The 18,625-nt window shown below is 61.5% G+C and carries 18 protein-coding genes; 15 read left to right on the top strand and 3 right to left on the bottom strand.

Features of this window, described 5'->3' with window-relative positions:
• Positions 1-38 precede the first annotated feature (38 nt).
• The 3 genes from DHB74_RS15045 to DHB74_RS15035 are packed head-to-tail and all read left to right on the top strand — an operon-like array spanning position 39 to position 3,595.
• On the top strand, positions 39-1,439 hold the full coding sequence (locus DHB74_RS15045; RefSeq protein ID WP_499161834.1) for a di-heme oxidoreductase family protein: 1,401 nt from the start codon (positions 39-41) through the stop codon (positions 1,437-1,439).
• A gap of 10 nt (positions 1,440-1,449) precedes the next feature.
• Positions 1,450-2,493: an imelysin family protein gene (locus DHB74_RS15040; protein WP_499161832.1), complete on the top strand. Its 1,044-nt coding sequence runs from the start codon at positions 1,450-1,452 to the stop codon at positions 2,491-2,493.
• A gap of 1 nt (position 2,494) precedes the next feature.
• Positions 2,495-3,595, top strand: coding sequence for a DUF1513 domain-containing protein (locus DHB74_RS15035; protein ID WP_499161830.1), 1,101 nt, complete (start codon positions 2,495-2,497; stop codon positions 3,593-3,595).
• 15 nt (positions 3,596-3,610) lie between these two features.
• Here the strand turns inward: DHB74_RS15035 and DHB74_RS15030 are convergent, their stop codons facing one another.
• A complete protein-coding gene (locus tag DHB74_RS15030; RefSeq protein WP_051610865.1) occupies positions 3,611-3,943 on the bottom strand; it encodes a PilZ domain-containing protein in 333 nt (110 codons plus the stop codon).
• A gap of 214 nt (positions 3,944-4,157) precedes the next feature.
• On the opposite strand from DHB74_RS15030, the gene DHB74_RS15025 reads away from it, so the two are divergent.
• Entirely contained in the window at positions 4,158-4,643 is a 486-nt protein-coding gene (locus DHB74_RS15025; protein WP_499161828.1) for a copper chaperone PCu(A)C, read from the top strand.
• A gap of 24 nt (positions 4,644-4,667) precedes the next feature.
• On the opposite strand, the gene gorA is transcribed toward DHB74_RS15025, so the two are convergent.
• On the bottom strand, positions 4,668-6,032 hold the full coding sequence (gene gorA / locus DHB74_RS15020) for a glutathione-disulfide reductase (RefSeq protein ID WP_036989840.1): 1,365 nt from the start codon (positions 6,030-6,032) through the stop codon (positions 4,668-4,670).
• 134 nt (positions 6,033-6,166) lie between these two features.
• On the bottom strand, positions 6,167-6,610 hold the full coding sequence (locus DHB74_RS15015; protein WP_036989841.1) for a hemerythrin domain-containing protein: 444 nt from the start codon (positions 6,608-6,610) through the stop codon (positions 6,167-6,169).
• Positions 6,611-6,826: 216 nt separating this feature from the next.
• On the opposite strand from DHB74_RS15015, the gene DHB74_RS15010 reads away from it, so the two are divergent.
• The 11 genes from DHB74_RS15010 to nuoL are packed head-to-tail and all read left to right on the top strand — an operon-like array spanning position 6,827 to position 18,624.
• Positions 6,827-7,237, top strand: coding sequence for an NADH-quinone oxidoreductase subunit A (locus DHB74_RS15010; RefSeq protein WP_499161825.1), 411 nt, complete (start codon positions 6,827-6,829; stop codon positions 7,235-7,237).
• 10 nt (positions 7,238-7,247) lie between these two features.
• The gene (locus tag DHB74_RS15005; RefSeq protein WP_499161823.1) at positions 7,248-7,925 is read left to right on the top strand and encodes an NADH-quinone oxidoreductase subunit B; all 678 of its coding nucleotides are present in this window, start codon (positions 7,248-7,250) and stop codon (positions 7,923-7,925) included.
• Between the two features lie 55 nt (positions 7,926-7,980).
• On the top strand, positions 7,981-9,765 hold the full coding sequence (gene nuoC, locus DHB74_RS15000) for an NADH-quinone oxidoreductase subunit C/D (RefSeq protein ID WP_036989844.1): 1,785 nt from the start codon (positions 7,981-7,983) through the stop codon (positions 9,763-9,765).
• 2 nt (positions 9,766-9,767) lie between these two features.
• Entirely contained in the window at positions 9,768-10,262 is a 495-nt protein-coding gene (nuoE, locus tag DHB74_RS14995; RefSeq protein WP_499161820.1) for an NADH-quinone oxidoreductase subunit NuoE, read from the top strand.
• Positions 10,259-11,611, top strand: coding sequence for an NADH-quinone oxidoreductase subunit NuoF (nuoF, locus tag DHB74_RS14990; protein WP_499161819.1), 1,353 nt, complete (start codon positions 10,259-10,261; stop codon positions 11,609-11,611). The genes nuoE and nuoF overlap by 4 nt, the downstream gene beginning before the upstream one ends.
• A 57-nt stretch (positions 11,612-11,668) precedes the next feature.
• Entirely contained in the window at positions 11,669-14,398 is a 2,730-nt protein-coding gene (nuoG, locus tag DHB74_RS14985; protein ID WP_499161818.1) for an NADH-quinone oxidoreductase subunit NuoG, read from the top strand.
• Entirely contained in the window at positions 14,395-15,384 is a 990-nt protein-coding gene (gene nuoH, locus DHB74_RS14980) for an NADH-quinone oxidoreductase subunit NuoH (RefSeq protein ID WP_036989848.1), read from the top strand. Before nuoG ends, nuoH begins: the two co-directional genes overlap by 4 nt.
• A gap of 10 nt (positions 15,385-15,394) precedes the next feature.
• Positions 15,395-15,943, top strand: coding sequence for an NADH-quinone oxidoreductase subunit NuoI (gene nuoI / locus DHB74_RS14975; RefSeq protein ID WP_036989849.1), 549 nt, complete (start codon positions 15,395-15,397; stop codon positions 15,941-15,943).
• A gap of 19 nt (positions 15,944-15,962) precedes the next feature.
• The gene (gene nuoJ, locus DHB74_RS14970; RefSeq protein WP_036989850.1) at positions 15,963-16,469 is read left to right on the top strand and encodes an NADH-quinone oxidoreductase subunit J; all 507 of its coding nucleotides are present in this window, start codon (positions 15,963-15,965) and stop codon (positions 16,467-16,469) included.
• Complete coding sequence (nuoK, locus tag DHB74_RS14965; protein ID WP_036989851.1) at positions 16,466-16,774, top strand: NADH-quinone oxidoreductase subunit NuoK; 309 nt, start codon at positions 16,466-16,468, stop codon at positions 16,772-16,774. Before nuoJ ends, nuoK begins: the two co-directional genes overlap by 4 nt.
• Entirely contained in the window at positions 16,771-18,624 is a 1,854-nt protein-coding gene (gene nuoL / locus DHB74_RS14960) for an NADH-quinone oxidoreductase subunit L (RefSeq protein ID WP_036989852.1), read from the top strand. Before nuoK ends, nuoL begins: the two co-directional genes overlap by 4 nt.
• Position 18,625 lies beyond the last annotated feature (1 nt).

The raw sequence follows: 18,625 nt of genomic DNA, 5'->3' as shown, positions 1-18,625 counted from the left end.
CGTCCATGTCTTCATCCAGGCCATACAGATTCACGCCCATGAAATTCTTGCTTTTCACTCCTGCTCTGGCGCTATGCCTGTTCGCCACTCCCAGCCTGGGCGCCGACTATCCGCTGCAGGACACACCCAACTCCGGCGGTGCCGGTACCGTTACCCAGAGCGACCACAACGCCTACTCCCTGCCCCTGGGCAATCTGCCGATCTCCCGCCGTCTGGACTTCAGCGTGGGCAACAGCTTCTTTCGCAACCCCTGGGTGATTGCGCCGTCGAGCACCGACGCCCGTGACGGCCTGGGCCCGCTGTTCAACACCAACTCCTGCCAGGGATGCCACATCAAAGACGGTCGTGGTCACCCGCCGGCACCGGGGGAAACAGCCGTTTCGCTATTTCTGCGGCTGTCAGTGCCGGCCGGCCCGGATACGGATCCGCAGCTGTTGCAGCAACATGGTTTCGTACCCGCTCCAGTCTATGGCAGCCAGTTGCAGACGGCCGCCATCCCGGGGATGAAACCGGAGGCGCGGTTGAATATCGAATGGCAGCTGTTCGAGGAAACCCTGGCCGATGGCAGCAAGGTGGAATTACGGCGCCCGCAGTACCGGATTGATGACCCAAACTATGGCGCCCTGCCCGAGGATCTGCTGATTTCACCCCGTGTCGCTCCGCCAATGATTGGTCTCGGCTTGCTCGAAACCATCCCCGAGGAAGCCATATTGGCGGCCGCAGACCCGGACGATCTGGATGGCGACGGTATTTCCGGGTGCGCCAATCAGGTGTGGGACCGCGTAGGCCAACGCACCGCGCTGGGGCGCTTCGGTCTGAAAGCAGCTGAAGTCAGCGTCATGCAGCAGAGCATGGCCGCCTTCGCCGGTGATATGGGGCTGAGTTCCAACATCGTTCCGGACACGGACTGCACCGCCGCGCAAGAATGCGACCGCTTTGCAGACGGCGGTACGCCCGAGGTCAGCGACAAGATTGCCGCCTTCGTCAACTTCTATGCCATGAGCCTGGCAGTACCGGCCCGCCGTGATATGGACAACCCAGCTGTGCAGTCGGGTGCGAAGCTGTTCAATGAGATAGGTTGCGCCGCCTGCCACACGCCGCGGCATACCACCGGCACACTGGCTGACCGACCGGAACTGAGCGATCAGGAAATCTGGCCCTATACCGATCTGCTGCTGCATGACATGGGCGAAGGGCTGGCCGATGGCCGCGCCGAATTCCTGGCCGACGGCAACGAGTGGCGCACGCCGCCGCTCTGGGGCCTGGGGCTGACCCAGCAGATCAATCCCCGAGCCGGCTTTCTGCATGACGGCCGCGCCCGTACGCTGGAAGAAGCCATTCTCTGGCATGGCGGCGAAGCCCAGGCAACGACAGAGCGCTACCGGACATTGCCGGCGGAACTGCGCCAGTCGCTGCTTACCTTCTTGAACTCCCTGTAACGGATCTCACATGCCCTCATTATCCAATCTGAGTCTACGCACCTTGAAATGGGGCTCCACCGCCCTGCTCGCTGCGTCCTTCTGCACTAGCGCCTGGGCGCAAGCGCCCCGCGAAGCCTGGCACGGCGCCCTTACCGAAGGCTATGCTGCTTTGGCCACCAGCACCGCCAACCTCGACCAGGCGGCAACGACCTACTGCGCAACGCCCTCGGCAGAGCAGCGTGAAGCCCTTGAGTCCGCCTGGTTCAGCGCCTTCGACAGCTGGCAGGCGGTGCGCTTCGTCGATTTTGGGCCGATCGAGCAGGACAATCTCAGCTGGCAATTCCAGTTCTGGCCGGACGCCAAGAACACGGTCGCGCGCAAGGTGAATCTATGGCTGGGCGGCGAGCAAGCGATCGGCGTCGACCAGCTGCGGGCCGACAGCGTAGCGGTGAAGGGCTTTCCCGCCCTCGAATACTTACTCTTCGACCCGCAGGCCGCCAGGACCCAGCCGCTGCCGGAAAAACGCGCCTGCGAACTGGTGACCGCCATCAGTAGCCTGCTGCAGCACAACGCCGCGCACTTGCAGGAACAATGGCAGGCGTTCCGCCCGCACTACCTGAGCACCGAGCAGTTCCAGAACACCACGGTGCTGGCCGCCATGCACGGGCTCGACATCCTGCGTAACAAGCGCCTGGCGGCGCCCATGGGTCTGGAAGGCAAGCCACGGCGCAATCCCTACATTGCCGACGCCTGGCGCAGCGAACATTCTTTGGCCGGTATCCGCGCCAGCCTGGTCGGCCTGCAGCAGTACTTCCTGCCGGGATTGCGCCAGTTGATGGTTGATGCCGAGGGGAGCGAGCTGGTCGAACGCCTGGATCAACAATTGACGGCGACCATTGCCCGGCTGGAGCAACAGCCGGCGGATATGCAGACGTTGCTGGCCAACGATGACGGCTATCGCACGTTGCAATTGATCTTCATTGAAATCGACAAGCTGAACCAGCTGCTGTCCGGCAATATCGCCAGTCAGCTGGGGATTATCCGCGGCTTCAATTCGAGCGATGGGGACTGACATGCAGCGGCGCGATTTCATCCAGTTCAGCCTGCTGGGCATCGCCGCTTTCTGCAGCGCCCATAGCTTTGCTGCCAGCAGCCGCGAACTGCCGGATCTGCGTTTTCTCAGCTCGGTCGACACGGCCCTTGGCGAGCATTTTATCGTCGCCGCCAACAGCAACGGGCGGGAGCTGTTCCGCCTTCCGGTAGCTGAGCGCTGTCACAGCGGCTGCCTGCATCCGAACGCGGTCCAAGCGGTAATCATGTCTCGCAGACCTGGAAAAAATCTATATGTAATCAATATGCTGGAAGGTACTCTTGATGCATTGGTTGAAGCTGGCGACGGTTTTCATTTCTACGGCCACGGTGTATTCAGCGAGGACGGCAGCCGCTTCTACGCTACGGCCAATCATTATCCCAGCGGTGCCGGGCAGATACGGGTTTACGCAGCGGATGATGGTTACCGGCATCTGCACGATCTGCCTGTAGGCGGCATGGATCCCCATGAACTGCGTCTGCATCCCGACGGGCAAAGGTTGGTGGCCGCGCTGGGGGGAATCAAGACGCACCCGGACTATGGCCGTATCAAGCTCAATCTGCAGTCCATGCAGCCGGCCCTGATCGTGATGGATCGCCATAGCGGTGAGGTACTGCAGCGTTGCGAGCCCTCCCATCACCAGCTCAGCTGTCATCATCTGGATATCAGCCGCGACGGCATCGTCATCGCCGGATACCAGTTTGAAGGAGAGAAATGGCAAACCCCGCCATTGATCGCCCGGCTGGATACCAACACCGGGGACTTCAGCGAGATTGCGCTGGCGGAGCATGAACAGGCGATTCTGGGCAACTACACGGCCAGCGTTGCGATCAACCCCCACTCCAACGTCGCGGCCATTACGGCGCCTCGTGGGAATTGCGTCATGCTGTTGGATTATCGTTCAGGGCGGCCCATGGGAGTGGTCTCGGTACCTGATCCTGGGGGTGTGCTGGCGGAGCGTGATGGCAGCTTTGTGGTGTCGTCCGGTCATGGCGGGCTATACCGGGTCCAGACCTCGGCGACAGAGCCTGAGCTGATCACCCACCACTCCCTGCGCTGGGATAATCACCTGACCCGCGCCTGAACAGGGAGGCGCGGCTCAGCGGCTGGAAACCATGCGCTCTATACAGCGGCGGGAATCCTCGGGCAAATGGGTGAATTGCAAACCGGTCCAATACTGGCCGCTGGCGAGGCTCTTGCGATCCCAGCGGCTTTCCGCGTCCAGCATGAATTCGCTGACGCCATTGAGGTTCATCGGCAGATTCACTTGCAGCGCCCAGCTTCGGTTCAATTCGATCGGTCGTTCGCTCAGCAGCATCAACCCTTCGGTGTGGAGATCCACAACACGCCCAAGTAATTCCCCGCTATCCAGGTCGTATACTTCCAGGCTGTTGCTCACGTGGTGGCGCTCCAGTTTTCGTCTTTCGTTCATGACATACTCTGTCCGGTATATGACCCTAAGTGTCGACCAATTAGGTGATAGCTAAAAGCCATATTCCATGTATTTACGTAAACATTGAAGCGTTTTGTGATGCGTTTGACATATCAGCGTCGCCTTGCCCCTGCTCCGGAGCGGCACCCATAATGACCGGACGTAAACGGCTCCCACATACCGGCCCATTGGCCACCCATAACGAGGATAACCCATGCGACTCACCCAGTTCAGCGTACTGCTTGGCGCAACGTTACTCAGTGTCCAGGCGTTGGCGCATGACTTCACCGCAGGTGACATTCATATCATCCATCCTTGGTCACGGGCACTGCCGCCGGTAGCGCCCACTGGCGCCGCCTATCTGGTATTGGAGAACAAGGGAGACCAGGCCGACCGACTGACGGGAGCCACCTCGCCCATTGCGGGGCGGGTCGAATTGCATGAGCACGTCCACCAGGACGGATTGATGAAGATGCAGCAGATCGACAGCGTGGCCATTGCTCCCGGCACGCAGGTGGAGTTCAAGCCGGGCGGCAATCATTTCATGCTGCTCGATCTGCAGCAGCCGCTGGTCGAGGGTGGCAGCTATCCGCTGACGCTGAACTTCGAACACGCGGGCGAGGTGGAAGTCGAAGTCAAGGTGACCGGAGAGCCGGCCCCTGCTGCGCCTGCCGATCATGACGCCCATAGCCATCATTGAGCGTCACGACAGCAGCTCGCCGGCTCAGTCGCAGCGAGTCGGCGTGCGCATGGTGACAAATTCCTCCGCAGCCGTGGGGTGAATGCCCAGGGTGGCATCGAACACCGCCTTCGTCGCCCCGGCCTTCAGCGCCACCGCCAACCCCTGGATAAGCTCGCCGGCATCCGGGCCTACCATATGAATGCCCAGCACCCGGTCGGTGCTCTGGTCCACCAGCAGCTTCATGAAGCTCTGCTCGTCATTGCCCGCCAGGGTGTTGCGCATCGGCCGGAAGCGGCTTTCGTAGATATCCAGCTTATGCCCATTGGCGCGCGCCTGTTCCTCGGTCAAGCCCAGGGTGGCGATGTTGGGAATGCAGAACACCGCTGTAGCGATATCCGCATAATCCACGGGGCGGTACTCCTCCGGCCGATATAGCCGCCGCGCCAAGGCCATCCCTTCGGCCAGGGCCACCGGCGTCAATTGAAGGGTATTGGTCACGTCGCCAATGGCGAAGATCGCGGAGTCGGTAGTCTGATAATCGCCGTCGACCTTGATGAAGCCCTTGTCGTCCAGGGCTACCTCGGTATTTTCCAGACCCAGCCCATCCAGCTTCGGGCGGCGCCCGGTTGCATAGAGCACCAGGTCGGTATCCAGGCTTTCGCCATCCTTGAACTCGACATGGAGGCTGCCGTCGGCCTGCTTGTCGATTCGGGCCACGTCGGCATTGAAGCGCAGATCGAGCCCCTTGTTCTGCATTGTCACTACCATGTGATCACGCAGCCCCTGGTCGAAGCCGCGCAGGAACTGCTCGCCCCGGTAGGCGAGACTGGTATCGCAGCCCAGACCATGGAAAATGCTGGCGAATTCGATAGCGATATAGCCGCCGCCGACAACCAGGCAGCGCTTGGGCAATTGATCGAGGTAGAACACCTCGTTGGAACTGATCACATGCTCTCGGCCGGGGAATTCAGGAATGAATGGCCAGCCGCCGGTTGCAATGAGAATGCGCTCGGCAGTGAAGGTCTTGTCGCCCACCGCAACCGTGTGGGAGTCAAGCAGCCGTGCCCGACCATGCACCATGGTTACCCCGGCGGCGGTAAGCAGGTTGTGATAGATGCCATTGAGCCGGGTGATTTCGGCATTTTTGTTATCCAGCAAGCGTTGCCAGGTGAAGCTGGCATCGGCCAGATCCCAGCCGTAACCGCGGGCATCGGCGAAGTCTTCGGCAAAGTGGGCAGCATAGGCAAACAGTTTTTTCGGCACACAGCCAACGTTCACACAGGTTCCGCCGAGATACAGTTCCTCGGCTACCGCCACCCGCGCGCCGAAACTGGCAGCCATCCGGCTGGCGCGCACACCACCCGATCCGGCACCGATAACGAAAAGGTCAAAATCATAATCCGACATGCTTGCTGTCCTGCAACTGATACGAGCGTCACAGCATACCCGATTGGCTCCCTTCGGGTGTAAAACGGCCGGATAGGCATTTTCAATTTCATGCCCCGGCAACGGGCCTCGCGACGCTGCGGGTAACGGGCTGATCAGCCCTGTGCCAGCAGTTCGTCGTATTCGTCATTGTATTGCTCGGCCAGCTCGCTTTTCTGTTGTTCGGTAAGCAGTTTCCCGGCCATCTGGAAGAACTTCTGCTCTTCCTCTTCAAGATGATGCAGCACCTTGTCACCCAACGCCCGAGCAGTGTTCAGCCAGGCGGAACTGGACATCTCGATCTCGTCGAGCTTTTCCACCAGTTCGTCCATTTCGTGGTGTTCAGCAATGGCGTGACGGCTCAGATCGACACCGTTCTCATGGGCCATCAGCGGGATATAGAAGTGGCGCTCTTCTGCCGTCTCATGGGCATACAGTTCTTCCTTCAGCTGCTGGTACGCTTCGACCCGCTCCTGGGTGTCACCGCTGGTCCGCAACACCGCATCGACATACTTGCGCTGCTTGTCATGGCTCATCCGCAATGCTTCGAAAATGGTCATATGCCGCTCCGTCAACCTAGGTAGTTTTTTGGACTAAGCGCACCGATCGAAGTTCAGGCAGGCTAATCGGCCCGTCTGTGTAAAAAATTGTTACAGGCCGACCCAGCCCTTTCATAACCCGCCCAGCGGGCCTACACTAGCTGCAGCCTGACGCGAAGAAACATCTGATTCGCGTATAAGAACCAATAATCAAGCCGATTCTCCAAGGAGTCCGGCATGCCTGATGCTGTATCAACACAGCCCCACAACTGGGCATTGGCTGCTTTCCTGCTGGGTGTTCTGGGCCTGTGCGCCTTCATGTTGCTCGTTTCCAGCATTCTCGGCAGCAGAGCCTGGGGCCGCAGCAAGAACGAACCCTTCGAGTCCGGTATCGTTTCCACTGGCGATACCCGCCTGCGATTCTCCGCAAAATTCTATCTGGTCGCGATGCTCTTCGTGATCTTCGATGTTGAAGCCCTATTCCTGTTTGCATGGGCCGTTTCGGTGCGCGAAAGCGGCTGGGCCGGTTTCATCGGAGCCTCTATCTTTATTTCAATTCTAGTTGCGGGTCTTGTCTACGAGGCGGCTATCGGTGCCCTTGATTGGTCACCAGCCGGCCGCCGCAGGAGGCAAGCGAAGCTGAAATGAGGCTTTTAACATGCAATATGAACTTGTTCGGATCGATCCGGATGCCGTCAATGACGAGTATCCCATCGGTACCAGGGAGACCGTCGACGGTAGGCTGCTGAAAGATCAGGTTCACCGCAACATCTTCATGGGCAAACTGGAAGATGTCCTCAACGGCGCGGTGAACTGGGGACGCAAGAATTCTCTCTGGCCATACAACTTCGGTCTCTCCTGCTGCTATGTGGAGATGACCACCGCCTTCACCGCCCCGCACGATATCGCGCGCTTTGGGGCGGAAGTCATTCGCGCCTCGCCCCGCCAGGCGGACTTCATGGTTATTGCCGGCACCTGCTTCATCAAGATGGCGCCGGTCATTCAACGTCTGTACGAACAGATGCTGGAGCCCAAGTGGGTCATTTCCATGGGAGCCTGCGCCAATTCCGGCGGCATGTATGACATCTACTCCGTCGTCCAGGGCGTGGACAAGTTCCTGCCTGTGGACGTCTACATTCCCGGCTGCCCGCCCCGCCCCGAAGCCTTTCTGCAGGGCTTGATGCTGCTGCAGGACTCCATCGGCAAGGAGCGCCGCCCGCTGTCCTGGGTCGTTGGCGACCAGGGTGTCTACCGAGCGGATATGCCTTCGCAACGCGAGCAGAATCGTGACCGCCGCATTCAGGTCACCAACCTGCGTACTCCTGACGACGTGTGAACCGGCGCCACGCCAACACCGCCGCCGTATTCACCGTTGACCGATAGCGATTCATATGAAGACTGCAGATCAGGCGCTGTATATACCCCCATACCAGGCTGACGACCAGCGGGTCGTTGCCGAGCTGACGTCGCACTTCGGGGCCGCCGCTTTCACCATCCAACCGACCCGCACCGGTATGCCGGTGGTCTGGGTTGGCCGCGAGCAACTGATCGCAGTGTTGCAATTTTTGCGGCAACTGCCGCAACCCTACGTCATGCTGTATGACCTGCATGGCATGGACGAGCGCCTGCGCACCCATCGGCAAGGGCTCCCCGACGCGGATTTCAGCGTGTTCTACCATCTCATGTCACTGGAACGTAACAGTGACGTGATGATCAAGGTCGCACTCAAGGAAAACGATCTCAATGTCCCCACCGCCGCGTCCATCTGGCCGAACGCCGACTGGTATGAGCGCGAAGTCTGGGACATGTACGGCATTCATTTCGAAGGCCATCCGCGACTGACCCGCCTGCTGATGCCTCCGACCTGGGAAGGCCACCCGCTACGCAAGGACTATCCGGCGCGGGCCACCGAGTTCGATCCCTTCAGCCTGACCGCCGCCAGGCAGGACGCCGAGCAGGAAGCCCTGCGCTTCAATCCGGAAGATTGGGGCATGAAACGGGGCGGCGAGCATGAGGATTTCATGTTCCTCAACCTTGGCCCCAACCACCCCTCGGCCCACGGCGCTTTTCGCATCATCCTGCAGTTGGACGGCGAAGAGATCATCGATTGCGTACCGGACATCGGCTATCACCACCGCGGCGCCGAAAAAATGGCCGAGCGCCAGAGCTGGCACAGTTTCATCCCCTATACCGATCGCATCGACTACCTCGGCGGGGTCATGAACAACCTGCCCTACGTACTGGCGGTGGAAAAGCTCGCCGGCATCACCGTGCCGCAGCGGGTCGATGTGATCCGCATCATGCTGGCCGAGTTCTTCCGCATCCAGAATCATCTGCTGTACCTGGGCACCTATATCCAGGACGTCGGCGCCATGACCCCGGTGTTCTTCACCTTTACCGACCGTCAGCGCGCCTACAAGGTGATCGAGGCGATCACGGGGTTTCGCATGCACCCGGCCTGGTACCGCATCGGGGGCGTCGCCCATGACCTGCCGAACGGTTGGGACCGACTGGTCCGTGAATTCCTCGACTGGATGCCCAAGCGTCTCAATGAATACGAAAAAGCGGCGCTGAAGAACAGCATCCTGATCGGCCGAACCAAGGGCGTGGCTGATTACAACACCAAGGAGGCCCTGGAATGGGGCGTTACCGGTGCCGGCCTGCGTGCCACGGGTTGCGACTTCGATATCCGCAAGGCACGGCCCTACTCCGGCTATGAGAACTTCGAGTTCGAAGTGCCGCTGGCCGTCAACGGCGACGCCTACGACCGCTGCATGGTCAAGATGGGCGAGATGCGCCAGAGCCTGCGGATTATCGAACAGTGCCTGAACAATATGCCCGAGGGGCCGTACAAGGCGGATCACCCGCTGACCACGCCGCCGCCGAAGGAACGCACGCTGGAGCATATCGAGACCCTGATCACTCACTTTCTGCAGGTCTCCTGGGGGCCAGTGATGCCGCCCAACGAGTCGTTCCAGATGATCGAGGCGACCAAGGGCATCAACAGTTACTACCTGACCAGTGACGGCAGCACCATGAGCTACCGCACACGTATCCGCACGCCGAGTTTCCCGCATCTGCAGCAGATCCCGTCAGTGATCCGCGGCAGCATGGTGTCGGACCTGATCGCCTATCTGGGCAGTATCGACTTCGTTATGGCTGACGTGGACCGCTGATTATGACTACGTTGATTAAGACAGACCGTTTCGCTCTCAGTGACGCCGAACGCGCGGCCATCGAACATGAGATGCATCATTACGAAGACCCACGCGCGGCATCCATCGAGGCACTGAAGATCGTGCAACAGGCGCGTGGCTGGGTGCCGGACGGTGCTCCCGATGCCATTGGCGAGGTGCTCGGCATTCCGGCCAGCGATGTGGAGGGTGTCGCCACCTTCTATAGCCAGATCTTCCGTCAGCCGGTGGGGCGTCACATCATCCGCGTGTGCGACAGCATGACCTGCTATATCGGTGGGCATGAAAGCATTCTTGGCAGCATCCAGAGCCAGCTCGGCATCGGCCCGGGGCAAACCACCAGCGACGATCGCTTTACCCTGCTGCCGGTGTGCTGCCTGGGCAATTGCGACAAGGCGCCGGCCTTGATGATCGATGACGATACTTTCGGCGACGTCACCACCGACAGTGTGGCCGCACTGCTGGAGGCCTACCCATGAAAACCTTCGCTTCCTTCGGCCCTGCCAACCGTATTGCCCGGACCGAAGAAACCCATCCACTGACCTGGCGCCTGCGCGATGACGGTCAGCCGGTCTGGCTGGAAGAGTATCAACAGAAAAACGGCTATACCGCGGCCCGCAAGGCACTGCTGGACATGGCCCAGGCCGATATCGTCAACACGGTGAAGACCTCCGGGCTCAAGGGCCGCGGCGGCGCCGGCTTCCCCACCGGGGTCAAGTGGAGCCTGATGCCGGCAGACGAATCGCTGAACATTCGCTATCTGCTGTGCAACGCCGATGAGATGGAGCCCAATACCTGGAAGGACCGCCTGCTGATGGAGCAGCTGCCACACCTGCTGATCGAAGGCATGTTGATCTCGGCGCGAGCGCTCAAGGCGTACCGTGGCTATATCTTCCTGCGTGGCGAATACGTCGATGCGGCGCGTCATCTGAATCGTGCCATTGATGAAGCCAAGGCCGCCGGTCTGCTGGGCAGCAATATCCTCGGCTCGGGTTTCGACTTCGAGCTGTTCGTGCACACCGGCGCCGGGCGTTATATCTGCGGTGAAGAAACCGCACTGATCAACTCCCTTGAAGGTCGCCGCGCCAATCCCCGCGCCAAGCCGCCCTTCCCTGCCGCCGTCGGCGTCTGGGGCAAGCCGACCTGCGTTAACAACGTGGAAACCCTCTGCAACGTGCCGGCCATCGTCGGTAACGGCGTGCAGTGGTACACCGGACTGGCGCGCCCGGACAGCGGCGACCACGGCACCAAGTTGATGGGCTTCTCCGGCAAGGTGAAGAATCCCGGTATCTGGGAACTGCCCTTCGGTATCACCGCCCGCGAACTGTTCGAAGAGTATGCCGGCGGCATGCGCGACGGCTACACCCTCAAGTGCTGGCAGCCCGGCGGTGCCGGTACCGGTTTTCTGTTACCGGAACACCTGGAAGCGCAGATGTATTCCGGCGGTATCGGCAAGGTCGGCACACGCATGGGCACCGGGCTGGCGCTCGCGGTTGATCACACCATCAGCATGGTGTCGCTGCTGCGCAACATGGAGGAGTTCTTCGCCCGCGAGTCCTGCGGCTGGTGTACGCCTTGCCGTGACGGCCTGCCCTGGAGCGTGAAGACCCTGCGCGCGCTGGAACGCGGCCAGGGCCGCCCCGAGGATCTTGAGATATTGGCACGCCTGGTGGATTTTCTCGGGCCGGGCAAGACCTTCTGCGCCCACGCGCCGGGGGCAGTCGAGCCGCTGGGCAGCGCAATCAAGTATTTCCGCAGCGAATTCGAAGCCGGTATCAGCCCCGCGGCAGCGGTCGGCAAGCCAGGCGCCGAGTTCGTGCAGGCGTGACGAGCAACGGAATTCCATTAGCAGCGCCCGTATAACGGGTAAGAAGGCAGTGCAACCATGGCCACTATTCATGTAGATGGTAAAGACTACGAAGTCGATGGGGCGGACAACCTGCTGCAGGCCTGCCTGTCCCTTGGCCTTGATGTCCCCTATTTCTGCTGGCACCCGGCGCTGGGTAGCGTGGGCGCCTGCCGCCAGTGCGCGGTCAAGCAGTACAGCGACGAGGACGACACCCGCGGCCGGCTGGTCATGTCTTGCATGACTCCCGCAACGGACAACAGCTGGATCTCGATCGACGACGAGGAAGCCAAGGCCTTCCGCGCCAGCGTCATCGAGTGGCTGATGATCAACCACCCGCATGATTGCCCGGTGTGCGAGGAAGGTGGTCACTGTCACCTGCAGGACATGACGGTGATGACCGGCCACAATCAGCGGCGCTACCGCTTCAGCAAACGGACCCATCAGAATCAGGAGCTGGGGCCGTTCATCGCTCACGAGATGAACCGTTGTATCGCCTGTTATCGCTGCGTGCGCTATTACAAGGACTATGCCGGCGGCACCGACCTGGGTGTATTCGGCGCCAATGACCAGGTGTACTTCGGCCGGGTCGAGGACGGTACGCTGGAGAGCGAGTTCTCCGGCAACCTGACCGAGGTCTGCCCCACCGGCGTATTCACCGACAAGACCCACTCCGAGCGCTACAACCGCAAATGGGACATGCAGTTCGCCCCGAGCATCTGCCATGGCTGTGCCTCCGGCTGCAATATCAGCCCCGGTGAGCGTTATGGCGAGATTCGCCGCATCGAGAACCGCTTCAACGGGTCGGTGAATCACTACTTCCTGTGCGACCGCGGCCGCTTCGGCTATGGCTACGTCAACCGCAAGGACCGTCCGCGCCAGCCGATCGTCCAGCGCTCCAGGCTGAGCATGGGTATCGACGCCGCGCTGGATCAGGCCGCTGGTCTGCTCAATCGCCGCCGTATCATCGGCATCGGCTCGCCCCGCGCCAGCCTGGAAAGCAACTTCGCCCTGCGCGAGCTGGTCGGCGCCGATGACTTCTTCTCCGGAATCGCCCGCCATGAGCTGGACAATATCCATGCCATCCGCAATCTCCTGCAGCATGGCCCGTTGCCCGCGGCGACCATCCGCGACATGGAGAGCCACGATGCTGTTTTTGTACTTGGCGAAGACCTGACCCAGACCGCCGCGCGCATCGCCCTCGCCCTGCGCCAAGCCGCCAAAGGCAAGGCAACCGAGATGGCCGCAGCTGCCGGCATCCAGAGCTGGCACCAGGCAGCGGTGCAGAATATCGCCCAGGGTGCCCTGAATCCGGTATTCATCGCCAGTGTGGACAGCACCCGGCTGGATGATATCGCCGCCGAGTCGGTACAGGCTGCACCGGATGACCTGGCCCGTCTCGGCTTTGCCGTGGCCCATGCCATTGACCCCGGTGCGCCGGCAGCACCCGGCCTGGAAGCCGATGCCCTGGAATTGGCACAACGTATCGCCGGGGCACTGCTCGCGGCCAAGCGCCCACTGCTGGTTTCCGGCGCCTCGCTGGGCAGTCGCGCGATCATCGATGCAGCAGCCAATATTGCCCAGGCACTGAAGAACCGCGAGAAGAACGCATCCATCAGCCTGGTCGTGCCGGAAGCCAACAGCATGGGCCTGTCGATCCTGCTGGCCGACGACCCGGCTGACAAGTCGGTCGAAGCCGCCCTCGCCGCCCTGAGCGCCGGCCAGTACGACGCCCTGGTGATACTGGAGAACGACTTGTATCGCCGGGCCGACAAGCCCAGCGTCGATGCGGCACTGGCCGCAGCCAATGTGGTGATCGTCGTTGATCATCAGCAGACGCCGACCAGCGATCAGGCGCACCTGCTGCTGCCGGCCGCCAGCTTTGCCGAAGGCGACGGAACGCTGGTCAGCCAGGAAGGCCGTGCCCAACGTTTCTTCCAGGTGTTCGATCCGAGCTACTACAACTCCGAGGTGCTGGTCCGTGAAGGTTGGCGCTGGTTGCACGCCCTGCGCAGGACCCTGCTGGGCAAGCCCGTGGACTGGACCACTCTGGACCAGGTGACCGAGGCCTGCGCTGCGGCACACCCACGTCTGGCTGCCATTACCGACGCGGCGCCGGATGCCAGCTTTCGTATCAAGGGCCAGAAACTGGCGCGTGCGCCCCATCGCTACAGCGGCCGCACGGCGATGCGCGCCAATATCAGTGTGCATGAACCGCGTCAGCCGCAGGACCCGGACAGTCCCTTCGCCTTCTCCATGGAAGGCTACGCCGGCAGCAGCGAGCAGCGCCAGCAAATCCCCTTTGCCTGGTCACCCGGCTGGAACTCGCCGCAGGCGTGGAACAAGTTTCAGGATGAAGTGGGTGGCCATCTGCGCAGCGGTGATCCCGGTGTGCGCCTGCTGGATGATACCCGTACAGACCTCACCTGGACCCAGCCACCCAGTGCCTTCGCGCCAGCAGCGGGCACCTGGCAGGTCGTCCCCCTGCATCACCTGTTCGGCAGCGAGGAGAACAGCAGCCGGGCCGAGCCGATTCAGCAGCGCATGCCGCCGCCGTATATCGCCCTGGCCGAGACCGAGGCCGCTCGTCTGGGCGTTACCGAGGGAACGGCATTGAGCCTGGTATTGGATAACCAGCGACTGCAGTTGCCGGTACGCATCAGCAGCGGTCTGCCGCTGGGCGTGGTTGGTCTGCCGGCAGGCCTGCCGGGCATCCCGCCCCTGACGGCCAGCAGCGTGGTGACTGATCTGAGGGAGGCCGCACAATGAGCTGGTTTACTCCCGAGGTGATCGCCGTACTGATCAATGTGATCAAGGCCATCGTCATTCTGCTGGCCGTGGTCATTGCCGGCGCCCTGCTGAGCTTTGTCGAACGACGCCTGCTGGCCGTGTGGCAGGACCGTTACGGCCCCAATCGGGTCGGCCCCTTCGGTATGTTCCAGATTGTCGCGGACATGCTGAAGATGTTCTTCAAGGAGGACTGGACCCCACCGTTCGCCGACCGACTGATCTTCACCCTGGCCCCGGTGGTGGCGATGAGCTCGCTGCTGGTGGCCTTTATCGTGGTGCCGATCACGCCAACCTGGGGGGTGGCGGACCTGAATATCGGCCTGCTGTGGTTCTTCGCCATGGCCGGGTTGACGGTCTATGCGGTGCTGTTCGCCGGCTGGGCCAGCAACAATAAATTCGCCCTGCTTGGGGGGCTGCGCGCTGCAGCCCAGACCCTATCCTACGAGGTGTTCCTGGGCCTGTCGCTGATGGGCGTGGTGGCGCAGACCGGCTCGTTTAATATGCGCGATATCGTTGCCTACCAGGCCGACAACCTGTGGTTCATCATTCCGCAGATCTTCGGCTTCCTGACCTTCTTCATCGCTGGGGTGGCGGTCACCCACCGCCACCCGTTCGACCAGCCAGAAGCGGAACAGGAGCTGGCCGATGGTTACCACGTGGAATATGCGGGGATGAAATGGGGCATGTTCTTCGTTGGCGAATACATCGGCATCGTGCTGGTATCCGCGCTGCTGACGACACTGTTCTTCGGCGGCTGGCATGGCCCCTTCGATCTGCTGCCGCAGCTGCCATTCCTGTGGTTCGCCTTGAAGACCGCCTTCTTCATCATGATCTTCATCCTGCTGCGCGCCTCGCTGCCCAGGCCGCGCTACGACCAGATGATGGCGTTCGGCTGGAAGGTCTGCCTGCCATTGACCTTGATCAACCTGCTGGTGACCGGCGCAATTGTGCTGGCAGCAGCCTGAGGAGACAGCCATGATCAAATCGATTATTCATGTAGTGCATGGCACCTACACCCAGCTGCGCAGCCTGGTGATGATCTTCAGTCATGCATTCCGCAAGCGGGACACCCTGCAGTACCCCGAAGAGCCGGTATATCTGCCGCCGCGCTACCGCGGCCGCATCGTGCTGACCCGCGATCCCGACGGTGAGGAGCGCTGTGTGGCCTGCAATCTGTGCGCCGCCGCCTGCCCGGTGGGTTGTATCTCCCTGCAGAAGGCCGAGACCGAGGATGGTCGCTGGTATCCGGAGTTCTTCCGCATCAACTTCTCGCGCTGCATCTTCTGCGGCCTGTGCGAGGAAGCCTGCCCGACCACCGCCATTCAGCTGACCCCCGACTTCGAGCTGGCCGAGTACAAACGCCAGGATCTGGTGTACGAAAAGGAAGACCTGATGATTGCCGGCACCGGCAAGAACCCGGACTACAACTTCTATCGCGTGGCCGGCCTGTCAATCGCCGGCAAGCCCAAGGGCGCCGCGCAGAACGAGGCCGAGCCGGTCAACGTCAAGGGGCTATTGCCATGATCTGTGTGAGGAATACCTGATGGAATTCGCCTTTTATTTCTCCGCCGGAGTGGCCGTGGCGGCCACGCTGATGGTGATCACCAATACCCGCGCGGTACACGCGCTGCTGTATCTGGTCACCTCGTTGCTGGCCGTGGCCATGTGCTTCTTCTCCCTCGGTGCGCCCTTTGCCGGCGTACTCGAAATCATCGTCTATGCCGGCGCTATCATGGTGCTGTTCGTGTTCGTGGTGATGATGCTCAACCTGGGAAGCGACAGCCGCAACCAGGAGCGCCAATGGCTCAGTCCGCGGGGCTGGATCGGACCTGGAATCCTGTCCGGCCTGTTGCTCGCCCAGCTGCTGTACGTGTTGTTCAGCGAGCCATCCTCCGGGACCATCAGCGGCGCCAGCGTGGATGCCAAAGCGGTGGGCATCGCCCTGTTCGGCCCCTACATCCTGGCTGTTGAACTGGCAGCGATGATGCTATTGGGCGCAATGGTCACCGCCTTCCATATTGGCCGCCATGAAGCCAGGGAGGTGGCATGAACGGTATCCCCATGGAGCACGGCCTGGCATTGGCCGCCGTGCTGTTCAGTCTTGGCCTGACCGGATTGATGATCCGCCGAAACATTCTGTATGTGCTGATGAGCCTGGAGATCATGATGAACGCGGCCGCGCTGGCCTTCGTCGTGGCAGGTGCCCGCTGGGAGCAGCCCGACGGACAGGTGATGTTCATCATGGTGATCACCCTTGCCGCCGCCGAGGCCAGTATCGGCCTGGCCATATTGCTGCAGCTGTATCGCCGCTTCAGGACCCTGGATATCGACGCTGCCAGTGAGATGCGCGGATGAACCTTCTATTTCTTACCCTGTTGTTTCCACTGCTGGGCTTCCTGCTGCTGGCGTTCTCCCGCGGGCGCTGGTCGGAGCGTACCTCGGCGCTGGTTGGCGTCGGCTCGGTGGGGTTGTCGGCACTGGTCAGCGCCTGGATCACCTGGCTGTTCAGCACCGGCGCGCTGCAGGATGGCGCCTATATCCAGATACTCTGGCAATGGATGGCGGTAGGCGACTTCACTCCCAGCCTGACGCTGTATCTGGACGGGCTGTCGCTGACCATGCTGGGCGTGGTCACTGGCGTGGGCTTTCTGATCCACCTGTTCGCCAGTTGGTACATGCGCGGCGAGGCGGGTTATTCGCGCTTCTTCGCCTACACCAATCTGTTTATTGCCAGCATGCTGTGTCTGATCCTGGCCGATGATCTGCTGTTCCTGTACCTGGGCTGGGAAGGCGTGGGGGTCTGCAGCTACCTGCTGATCGGCTTCTACTACACCGAACGCAAGAACGGTAATGCCGCGCTCAAGGCCTTTCTGGTCACCCGGGTCGGTGACGTGCTGATGGCTTTCGGTCTGTTCATTCTGTTCATGCAACTGGGTACGCTGAATATCCAGGAGCTGTTGATGCAGGCACCGCAGCGGTACGCCGAGGGCGACTTCTGGATCACCCTGGCGACCTTGTCGCTGCTCGGCGGTGCGGTGGGCAAATCCGCCCAGTTGCCGCTACAGACCTGGTTGGCCGATGCCATGGCCGGCCCGACTCCAGTGTCGGCGCTGATCCACGCGGCAACCATGGTGACCGCAGGCGTCTACCTGATCGCCCGCACCCACGGGCTGTTCCTGCTGACCCCGGATATCCTCCAACTGGTCGGCATCGTCGGCGGGGCAACGCTGTTGCTGGCAGGCTTCGCCGCGCTGGTACAGACGGACATCAAGCGCATCCTCGCTTACTCCACCATGAGCCAGCTCGGCTACATGTTTCTGGCACTGGGTGTCGGCGCCTGGGAGGCGGCGGTCTTCCATCTGATGACCCATGCGTTCTTCAAGGCGCTGCTGTTCCTCGCCTCCGGTTCGGTTATCCATGCCTGCCACCATGAGCAGAACATCTTCCGGATGGGCGGGCTATGGAAAAAGCTGCCGATAGCCTACGCCAGCTTTATCGTCGGCGGCGCGGCGCTGGCGGCGCTGCCACTGCTGACCGCCGGTTTCTATTCCAAGGACGAAATCCTCTGGGAAGCCTTCGCCAGCGGCAACAGCGCCCTGCTATACGCCGGCCTGCTGGGTGCCTTCCTGACCTCCATCTATACCTTCCGGCTGATCTTCGTGGTGTTCCACGGTGAGGAACAGACCCAGGCCCATGCAGGCACGGGGCTGGCGCATAACCTGCCGCTGATCGTACTGATCATCCTCTCGACCTTTGTCGGCGCACTGATCACGCCACCGTTGGCCGGTGTATTGCCGCAGAGCGCCGGGCATGCCGGTGGTGAGGGCCGGATCGGTCTTGAAATTGCTTCCGGCGCTATCGCCGTGGCGGGCATCCTGGTGGCGGCCTGGCTGTATCTGGGGCCTCGCCGTGTGGTCGGGGCCATACGCAACAGCGCACCGGGCCGTTTCCTGACTGCCTGGTGGTTCGCCGCCTGGGGCTTCGACTGGCTGTACGACAAGCTGTTCGTCCAGCCCTATCTGTGGCTGACCCGGATTCTGCGCCGCGACCCGCTGGACCGCACCATCGGTATCGTGCCGTTGCTGGCGCGCGGCAGTCATGCGCTGCTCAGCCGCAGCGAGAATGGCCAGATTCGCTGGTATGCCGCCTCCATTGCCGGTGGTGCCGTGTTGGTGATCGGTATTCTGCTGCTGTCGGTGGCCTGAT

Origin of the sequence: Pseudomonas sp. G11-1, assembly GCF_024031555.1 — a bacterium.
Taxonomy (GTDB): domain Bacteria; phylum Pseudomonadota; class Gammaproteobacteria; order Pseudomonadales; family Pseudomonadaceae; genus Halopseudomonas; species Halopseudomonas bauzanensis.
Note: the sequence above shows the minus strand (reverse complement) of the source record. Positions and strands in the feature narration are given on the sequence as shown.

What these genes read in the sequence shown, in the direction of transcription:
- DHB74_RS15045 (WP_499161834.1), top strand. Translation starts at nt 39, where the DNA reads ATGAAATTCTTGCTTTTCACTCCTGCTCTGGCGCTATGCCTGTTCGCC.
- DHB74_RS15040 (WP_499161832.1), top strand. Translation starts at nt 1,450, where the DNA reads ATGCCCTCATTATCCAATCTGAGTCTACGCACCTTGAAATGGGGCTCC.
- DHB74_RS15035 (WP_499161830.1), top strand. Translation starts at nt 2,495, where the DNA reads ATGCAGCGGCGCGATTTCATCCAGTTCAGCCTGCTGGGCATCGCCGCT.
- DHB74_RS15030 (WP_051610865.1), bottom strand. Translation starts at nt 3,943, where the DNA reads ATGAACGAAAGACGAAAACTGGAGCGCCACCACGTGAGCAACAGCCTG.
- DHB74_RS15025 (WP_499161828.1), top strand. Translation starts at nt 4,158, where the DNA reads ATGCGACTCACCCAGTTCAGCGTACTGCTTGGCGCAACGTTACTCAGT.
- gorA (WP_036989840.1), bottom strand. Translation starts at nt 6,032, where the DNA reads ATGTCGGATTATGATTTTGACCTTTTCGTTATCGGTGCCGGATCGGGT.
- DHB74_RS15015 (WP_036989841.1), bottom strand. Translation starts at nt 6,610, where the DNA reads ATGACCATTTTCGAAGCATTGCGGATGAGCCATGACAAGCAGCGCAAG.
- DHB74_RS15010 (WP_499161825.1), top strand. Translation starts at nt 6,827, where the DNA reads ATGCCTGATGCTGTATCAACACAGCCCCACAACTGGGCATTGGCTGCT.
- DHB74_RS15005 (WP_499161823.1), top strand. Translation starts at nt 7,248, where the DNA reads ATGCAATATGAACTTGTTCGGATCGATCCGGATGCCGTCAATGACGAG.
- nuoC (WP_036989844.1), top strand. Translation starts at nt 7,981, where the DNA reads ATGAAGACTGCAGATCAGGCGCTGTATATACCCCCATACCAGGCTGAC.
- nuoE (WP_499161820.1), top strand. Translation starts at nt 9,768, where the DNA reads ATGACTACGTTGATTAAGACAGACCGTTTCGCTCTCAGTGACGCCGAA.
- nuoF (WP_499161819.1), top strand. Translation starts at nt 10,259, where the DNA reads ATGAAAACCTTCGCTTCCTTCGGCCCTGCCAACCGTATTGCCCGGACC.
- nuoG (WP_499161818.1), top strand. Translation starts at nt 11,669, where the DNA reads ATGGCCACTATTCATGTAGATGGTAAAGACTACGAAGTCGATGGGGCG.
- nuoH (WP_036989848.1), top strand. Translation starts at nt 14,395, where the DNA reads ATGAGCTGGTTTACTCCCGAGGTGATCGCCGTACTGATCAATGTGATC.
- nuoI (WP_036989849.1), top strand. Translation starts at nt 15,395, where the DNA reads ATGATCAAATCGATTATTCATGTAGTGCATGGCACCTACACCCAGCTG.
- nuoJ (WP_036989850.1), top strand. Translation starts at nt 15,963, where the DNA reads ATGGAATTCGCCTTTTATTTCTCCGCCGGAGTGGCCGTGGCGGCCACG.
- nuoK (WP_036989851.1), top strand. Translation starts at nt 16,466, where the DNA reads ATGAACGGTATCCCCATGGAGCACGGCCTGGCATTGGCCGCCGTGCTG.
- nuoL (WP_036989852.1), top strand. Translation starts at nt 16,771, where the DNA reads ATGAACCTTCTATTTCTTACCCTGTTGTTTCCACTGCTGGGCTTCCTG.